This window comes from Streptomyces minutiscleroticus (genome assembly GCF_014650875.1).
Taxonomy (GTDB): Bacteria; Actinomycetota; Actinomycetes; order Streptomycetales; family Streptomycetaceae; genus Streptomyces; species Streptomyces minutiscleroticus.
In genome coordinates this window covers 1-4,405 of sequence record NZ_BMVU01000142.1, presented here as the reverse complement: position 1 = coordinate 4,405, position 4,405 = coordinate 1, and the positions used below count along the sequence as shown (strand labels likewise).

The window sequence follows — 4,405 nt, the reverse complement described above, 5'->3', positions numbered from 1 at the left end:
GCAGGAGCCGCGCTGTTCTCTCCTGCCTTCTGCGTACGGCACGGGCCCGGTGACCTGCACTGAGGTACTCCGTGGAGGGGGCCGGGGCGTCCACGGCAGGGCGGTTGGGGTGCTGTGGTCGGCAGGGTCGTGTTCCGCGGGTGGCGTGGCGGAGGGCTCCCCGGATCGCGTATCGGGGATCACGGGCGTTGATAGCGGTCATGGTCCGTTGTTCCGCGGGTCCTGCTTCTTTGGTCCGGATTTTCCTGGCTGTTCGCCGGTGCTGTCGGGGGGGGGCAGGGTGACGGTTCCGGCGACGACGTCGCGGGACAGGTCGACTAGGCGGATGCGGTGGCGGCGGGCATGGGCGCGCAGCTGTTCGAAGGCGGTGCCCGGATCGGTGCCATTGTGGGAGGCGAGGAAGCCCTTGGCCTGTTCGATGGCGCTGCGGCTGTCCAGGGCGCGTTGGAGCTGGCGGTTGACGGTGCGGTGGTGGTCCAGGGATGCCTGCTGGACCAGGGAGATCGCGGTGGTGTCCGCCAGGGCCTTCGATAGGTGCCGGTCGGCTTCGCCCAGCACCTCCGGGGTGCGGCGGAAGAGGTTGAGCACGCCGATGGTGTCCTCGCGCAGCCGGATCGGGGTGGCGTGCACGCACCGGTAACCCGCCCAGAAGGCATGCGCGCTGAACTCCGGCCAGCGCACCGGGGAGGCGTCCAGCGGCGTGTGATCGATCGCTGTGCCCTCGTGGTAGGCGGTCAGGCAGGGGCCGGTGCGGGCGTCGAGTTCGAACAGTTCCACCGCCCGCATCCGCTCCGAGGAGGCGGCCACCAGCTGCAGGGGTGCGCCGGCCGGGGCCAGCATCACCCCGGCGTCGCTGATGTCCAGCAGATTCATGCAGTGCTCGGTGACCCGGTAGAGGAACTCCGCCGGATCGAAGTCGGCGACCAGCACGTCGGCCAGGTCGATCAACGCGGCCGTCACGCGCCGCTCACGCGGCAGGACGGCGGGTTCTCCCCCGCCGGGTGGATCAGACGTGGAAGCAGGCATGATCAGGACGCTTTCCGGGTGATCGGTGTCAGCGACCGCAACCGGAAAGCACGCACGGGGACTGGGTGGAAACCACCCGGCCACGCACTGACCTGACAGCTATATCTACTCGCCCCTACGCCCGCCCGCCAGACCCCCGTCCTCGTCGAAATGCAGGGCCGCTTCACGGCCACCCCGGGGCGACGTGGCGGGCCGGCCGTCCAGACGCGGCACGTCCGCACGGCGTAGGGGGGTCCGTGGCGTGTTGCGGGTGGTGTTCATAGCCGTACAGCGCCAACGTGAAAACAGCGTCCCAGACGCCTCGGCCGGCCTTCACCGCTTGGCGGTGTGCGGGAGGGCACGTCTTTGGCCAAGGTGCGTGGTCCGGCCCGTCCGACGGTGCGGGCCGGACCCGCGAAGAGCGTCCACCCGCTCAGACGCCCTGTGCCTAGGTGCGGCGACCGAACAGCCGCCGCGGCCGGGCAGCCGCTTCCGCCTCCTCCTGCCCGGCCCGGGCCTTGGCCAGTTCCCGGGCGCACGCGGCGCAGTGGTCGCCCATCTGGAAGTCGGGGTGGGGGTGGAGGGGGCGGCCGCATCCGGGGCAGGGCCAGGCTCTCGCCTCGCGGCGCCGGCGGGCGGCCTCGGCTTCGGCTTAGGCTGCGGCGGCCCGCTGCTCGCGGATCTCCTCGGCGCGGCGTTGGTCGGCCTGGTCGCGCTCGCGGTAGGCGGTAAGGCCGTCGAGGTCGGCCAGGGCCACGTCGAGGCTCTCCCACTCGCTGTGTCCGTAGCGCCACCACACCGGCCCGTGGGGGCCCTTGGAGGCGAGCTGGCGCAGGGAGGTGGCCAGGAGCGGGATGCGGTCCTCGAAGTCCTGGTAGCCGTCCTCGCCGCCGATTTCTGGCGGTCTGGGTCCTCGGTGCCAGACGCCCTTCCAGTGGGCGTGGGAGAGGCGTCCCAGGGCCGTCATCCGGTTCTGCAGTGCCTTAAGGTCCGGTGTCCTGGGTGAACACCACCGCCACCGGCGGATACGCGAGGCGCCGTCTGTCCTCGGGGGCGGCGTGGGGCCAGACGGTGTGCCACAGCGCCGGCCCCGTGCTGGCATGGGCGGGGCGCCGGGAGTCCGCCGGCCGCTTGAAGAACGCCGCGTAGCGGGCCACCTTGTCCGCCAGCACCTCCGGACTCTCGGTGCCGTTGTCCACCTCCACGAACAACAGCTCCGGGCGCGCGCCGGGCAGGGCATAGACGAAATCGGCGCGCAGGAAGCCGCGAGCGGGCGAGGCGAACGTCCCCGCCACCGGGCAGGGTGACCTCCGTGGTCCAGGCGGACAGCGGTCCCAGGCCCGGCGGGCGTTCGGCCAAGACGCGCGGCGCGGCATCCGGCGCGGTGAGAGTGCGGGGGCCGGGCAGCATCGGCTCCGGCGGCGTCTGCAAGAACGCGGTGAGGGTATCGGTGACCTTCCGCGCGTGCGTCGCGCCGGACGCGGCCGCGGCCTTGGCGGTGCCGCCCATCTCGCGTACGGGGCGGTCCAGCGCGGCCGCCGCGGCCTCCAGGTCGGCCGGGGTCAGATGCCACAGCTTCTCGGTGACCCGGTTGCCGGCCGCGCTGAGTGCCTGTCTGGATTCCTTTGGCCTCGTGATGCCCATCGCGTGAGAAGTGGTCTTAGAGCCAGTGCCCGCCTGCTACCTGGATGATTTGACCGGTGATCCACCGTGACTGACGTGAGGCGAGGAAAACGCAGGCGTCCGCGATGTCGGTCGGATGTCCCACCCGATTCATGGGAATGCCGGGGACAACCTTGTTGACGAGTTCGTCGTCCATCCAGCCAGTCTGGATCGGTCCGGGGGCGACGGCGTTAACCCGGATTCGAGGCCCGAGGTCGACTGCCGCGCCCCTGGTCAGGGATTCGAGGGCTGCTTTCGACATCCCATAGGAAACCTGGTTGGGGAAGCCCCGGGCTGCGTCGGTGGAGATGTTGACGACGTTGGCAGAGTTGGCCGGAGCGTGCTCTGGTAGGCGCCTGGACAGTTCCGCGATGAGCAGGGCGGGGGCCAGAGTGTTGACGCGGAGGGTCTGCTCTATGGCGGTGTCGTCGATGGCGCTGAAGGTATCGGCGTCGTTGGCCAGCGCGGCATTGTTGATCAGTACGTCCACGGGGCCGACTTGATCCTCCACCGTGTCCATCAGTCTGGCTGCGGCTCCGGGTGTAAGGAAGTCCTCTGCAATGCCGATCGCGTCTGGGAGTGAGGAGACGAAGGCATGGGGATCGGTGGCCGCGCGTCCGTGATGTCCCGGGGATGTCTCGCCGGGTGCGTAGTGGACTACGACGCGTGCACCTTGCTCGGCGAAAGCTCGCGAGATGGCTGCACCGATGTTGGCTGCACCGCCGGTGACGAGAACGGTTTTCTGCGAGAGTCCTGGATCGATCATAGTCAGGTATGTTAGGTGCGGGCTCGGTCTCTTAACTCCCGGGCTGACCTGCTGGTGTAACAGCCGAGAAGACGAGTAGCGGGTGCGGGTCGAGAGTTATAGCCTTTTCGTCCATCGTGCCTGATGACTTCCGCGGGTGATTCTGCGGGTCATGAGGGTGATGAGTGCCCAGGTCAGGTGTGCTTCTGAGTGCTGTGGGAGGCGTTCGTAGTCGCGGACGTTGCGGCGGGCTTTCATGATCCAGCCCAGGGTCCGTTCGACCTTCCAGCGCCTGGGCAGGACGACGAAGCCTTTGGCCCCGCGTGGGCGGGAGACCGTTTTGAGGGTCATGTTGAGGAAGCTGCCCGACCAATTGATGAGCTGGCCGCCGTAGGCCGAGTCGGCCCAGACCTGGGTGATCTGCGGTTGCATGACCCGCAGCCGCCAGAGGAGTTCGCGGGCCGCGTCCCGGTCGGTGATGTCGGCGGGCGTCACCGTGATCATCACCGGAAGCCCGAGGGTGTCGACGGCGATGTGTCTCTTGCGGCCGTTGACCTTCTTCCCCGCGTCGAAACCACGGGTGGCCTTGGAGACTGTCTCAGCTCCCTTGACCGACTGCGAGTCGACGATCAACGTCACGGGCCAGGGGCATCGCCCTTGGCCCGTGCGGATCTGCCGGCGGAGTTGATCACGGAGGAAGCCGATGACGCCGCGGCGGTGCCAGGCGGCGAAGTGGTAGTAGACGGTCTGCCAGGGCGGATAGTCCGCGGGCAGGGCCCGCCATTTGACCCCGTTGTCGACGAGATAGCGGATGGCGTCGACGGTGTCGCGCCGTGGCCACTTCTCCGGTCGGCCGCCCGTCTTGGTCTGGCAGGCCGGCAGGGGAAGCAGCGGTTTGAAGTTCCCCCTTGAGCGTGGACAGCGGGTGGTTACGCTGCGGGGGCGAGAACTTGTGCTGTCAGGGCCCGGGTCTCGAGCGGGGTGACGTAGCCG

General features: G+C 69.1%; 4 protein-coding genes and 1 pseudogene. All 5 read right to left on the bottom strand.

The window, feature by feature from the left end:
- Positions 1 to 198: 198 nt before the first annotated feature.
- A complete protein-coding gene (locus IE271_RS40230) occupies positions 199 to 1,026 on the bottom strand; it encodes a GAF domain-containing protein (protein WP_190195382.1) in 828 nt (275 codons plus the stop codon).
- Between the two features lie 631 nt (positions 1,027 to 1,657).
- The gene (locus IE271_RS40225) at positions 1,658 to 1,972 is read right to left on the bottom strand and encodes a hypothetical protein (protein ID WP_190195381.1); all 315 of its coding nucleotides are present in this window, start codon (positions 1,970 to 1,972) and stop codon (positions 1,658 to 1,660) included.
- A gap of 16 nt (positions 1,973 to 1,988) precedes the next feature.
- Complete coding sequence (locus tag IE271_RS40220) at positions 1,989 to 2,300, bottom strand: replication-relaxation family protein (RefSeq protein WP_190195380.1); 312 nt, start codon at positions 2,298 to 2,300, stop codon at positions 1,989 to 1,991.
- 365 nt (positions 2,301 to 2,665) lie between these two features.
- Positions 2,666 to 3,433, bottom strand: coding sequence for an SDR family NAD(P)-dependent oxidoreductase (locus tag IE271_RS40215; protein ID WP_190195379.1), 768 nt, complete (start codon positions 3,431 to 3,433; stop codon positions 2,666 to 2,668).
- 102 nt (positions 3,434 to 3,535) lie between these two features.
- Positions 3,536 to 4,303, bottom strand: a pseudogene (locus tag IE271_RS40210) (IS5 family transposase); the annotation flags it as partial.
- Positions 4,304 to 4,405: the final 102 nt, after the last annotated feature.

What these genes read in the sequence shown, in the direction of transcription:
- IE271_RS40230 (WP_190195382.1), bottom strand. Translation starts at nt 1,026, where the DNA reads ATGCCTGCTTCCACGTCTGATCCACCCGGCGGGGGAGAACCCGCCGTC.
- IE271_RS40225 (WP_190195381.1), bottom strand. Translation starts at nt 1,972, where the DNA reads ATGACGGCCCTGGGACGCCTCTCCCACGCCCACTGGAAGGGCGTCTGG.
- IE271_RS40215 (WP_190195379.1), bottom strand. Translation starts at nt 3,433, where the DNA reads ATGATCGATCCAGGACTCTCGCAGAAAACCGTTCTCGTCACCGGCGGT.